We start from the raw sequence: 2465 nt of genomic DNA, 5'->3' as shown, positions 1-2465 counted from the left end.
ATAAGAAAAATTTTGAGTTGGTGTTAATACCAAATATATCATAATAGTCTGTATTTACAATATATTTTTACTACCTGTTAACTTTATGACATTGCCCATGACCTTTACTCCTTTCTGAATTCAAATTTAGATGGTAATGGATGAATTAAATTCAAAAAGGAGTAAAGTCAAGATAAAAATATAAATACCTTCATTTTTGGGGATGTACGATCCCGGCACGTCCCCATAACATCCTGTTATAGCGACAACGGACGGATAATGGTCACCCTTTGGGGAGCTACCTCTTCCAGAAGAGAATAATCAACCATTTCAAGATAATTTCTCGGGGTTTTGCGTTCGACAAGATTGTTGTCCAGCGCCCATTGCTCTATACCTTCCAGATCAGTAAAAATCGACTGTTCCAGGCTTAGGTAATAATTCATTTCATGCCGTACGGTCTGGGCCATGTCCCTGACATCAAATTTCTTGGCTTTTGCCAGGATTTCAATACTTTCCTCTGTCTGGGTCTTGATAAATTCTTCACCTTTAAGAATGGCCCGCAACAACCCTTTGGCCTGTTCACGGTGCTGTCCCACCCATTTCCGGGAAACCAGGAGGTGGCTGGTCTTCCTGTGAATGGCCGGGTTCTGAAAAATCACATAATCCTCCCGAAGACTCTTTTTTGTTTCCGCAATGGGTACCCCATGCTGCATTGTGGCATCGGCCAGTCCGCGTTCAATGATGCCTGGAATCTCTTTTTTGTCCGCAAACACTTCTTCGACATCATTTAAGGTCAATCCGTTGAACAACAGAAACTTTTCAAGGTAAAAATGGGCAAAACTGGCCCGGTGCACAGCGATCTTCTTGCCTTTCAGATCAGAAACCCTGGCGATTCCAGCACTTTTTCTGGCAAGCAGTTTCAACTGGTTGTCGGAATAGCAAAGCGTCCCGATAATTACATGCTGAGATGCGTCAAAATCCGACCGGACAATATTGAGACTGTTGATTGTTGTTGCATCGGCCTTTCCCTGCAAATACGCTTGAAATGACCGAGTCGTCCCAGTCGTGGATAAAGTTGTTGTTTTGATCCCCTGTGCCTCGAAAAAACCTTTTTCTTGGGCAATGATCACCGGCCCACCCATTGCACCCCAACCCGTTGCAATGGTTAAAGGGGGGGGCCCCGCCATGGCGGGCTGGAAATAAAAGGAAACTACGGAAAAAAGACATACGGAAATAAATGCTTTCATGATCCTTCCTATCTTCTGAATTTAAATGAACATCTGCAATTTTTGAGGACGTTCAATCATGCCCTTCATAACATCCTGTTATAGCGACAGCGGACGGATAATGGTCACCCTTTTGGGAGCTATCTCTTCCAGAAGAGAATAGTCAACCATTTCAAGATAATTCCTCGGGGTTTTGCGTTCGACAAGATTGTTGTCCAGTGCCCATTGCTCCATACCTTCCAGTTCGGTAAAAATGGACTGTTTCAGGCTCAGGTAATAATTTATTTCATGCCGGACAGTCCGGGTCATATCCCTGATATCATATTTCTTGGCTTTTGCCAGGATCTCAATACTTTCCTCAGTATGGGTCTTGATGAATTCTTCACCTTTAAGAATGGCCCGCAACAACCCTTTGGCCTGTTCACGGTGCTGTGTCACCCATGCCCTGCGCACCAGTAACTGGTTGGTCTTCCTGTGAATGGCCGGGTTCTGAAAAATCACATAATCCTCCCCAAGGATTTTTTTTGTTTCCGCAATGGGTACCCCATGTTGCATTGTGGCATCGGCCAGTCCGCGTTCAATGGTGCCCGGAATCTTTTTTTTGCCCACAAACACCTCTTCGACGTCATTTAAGGTCAATCCGTTGAACAACAGAAACTTCTCAAGGTAAAAATGGGAAAATCCGCCATAGGGTACAGCGATTTTCTTACCTTTAAGGTCCGAAACCTTGGCGATACCCGCACTTTTTCTGGCAAGCAGTTTCAACTGGTTGTCAGTATAGGAAAGTGTCCCGATAATCACATGGTGAGATGGGTCAAGATTCGACCGGACAATACTGAGACTGGTGAGTGTTGCTACATCGGCCTTTCCCTGCATATATGCATGGAATATCTGTTCACCCCCAGTCATGGATAATGTTGTTGTTTTGATCCCCTGTTCCTTGAAAAACCCTTTTTCTTGGGCAATGACCACCGCTCCGTTCATTGCGCCCCAACCCGTTGCAATGGTTACAGGGGGGGAGTCCGCCATGGCGGGTTGGAAATAAAAGGAAACTACAGCAAAAAGAAATACGGAAATAAATGTTTTCATGATCCTTCCTATCTTCTGAATTTAAATGAACATCTGCAATTTTGGGGGAAGCTCAATCATGGCCCCTCATAACATCCCTGTTATAGCGATAACGGACGGATAATGGTCACTCTTTTGGGAGCTACCTCTTCCAGAAGAGAATAGTCAATCATTTCAAGATAATTCCTCGGG

At 44.5% G+C, this 2465-nt stretch carries 2 protein-coding genes; both read right to left on the bottom strand.

Annotation, left to right across the window (positions count from 1 at the left end; translation table 11 throughout):
* Positions 1 to 236: 236 nt before the first annotated feature.
* The gene (locus Q366_RS19095) at positions 237 to 1226 is read right to left on the bottom strand and encodes an ABC transporter substrate-binding protein (RefSeq protein ID WP_035242402.1); all 990 of its coding nucleotides are present in this window, start codon (positions 1224 to 1226) and stop codon (positions 237 to 239) included.
* Between the two features lie 78 nt (positions 1227 to 1304).
* A complete protein-coding gene (locus Q366_RS19090) occupies positions 1305 to 2294 on the bottom strand; it encodes an ABC transporter substrate-binding protein (protein ID WP_035242400.1) in 990 nt (329 codons plus the stop codon).
* Between the last annotated feature and the right edge of the window lie 171 nt (positions 2295 to 2465).

Source organism: Desulfobacter vibrioformis DSM 8776, assembly GCF_000745975.1.
GTDB classification, from domain to species: domain Bacteria; phylum Desulfobacterota; class Desulfobacteria; order Desulfobacterales; family Desulfobacteraceae; genus Desulfobacter; species Desulfobacter vibrioformis.
The sequence above is the reverse complement of the archived record's forward strand: the minus strand, read 5'-3'. Positions and strand labels throughout refer to the sequence as shown.

What these genes read in the sequence shown, in the direction of transcription:
- Q366_RS19095 (WP_035242402.1), bottom strand. Translation starts at nt 1,226, where the DNA reads ATGAAAGCATTTATTTCCGTATGTCTTTTTTCCGTAGTTTCCTTTTAT.
- Q366_RS19090 (WP_035242400.1), bottom strand. Translation starts at nt 2,294, where the DNA reads ATGAAAACATTTATTTCCGTATTTCTTTTTGCTGTAGTTTCCTTTTAT.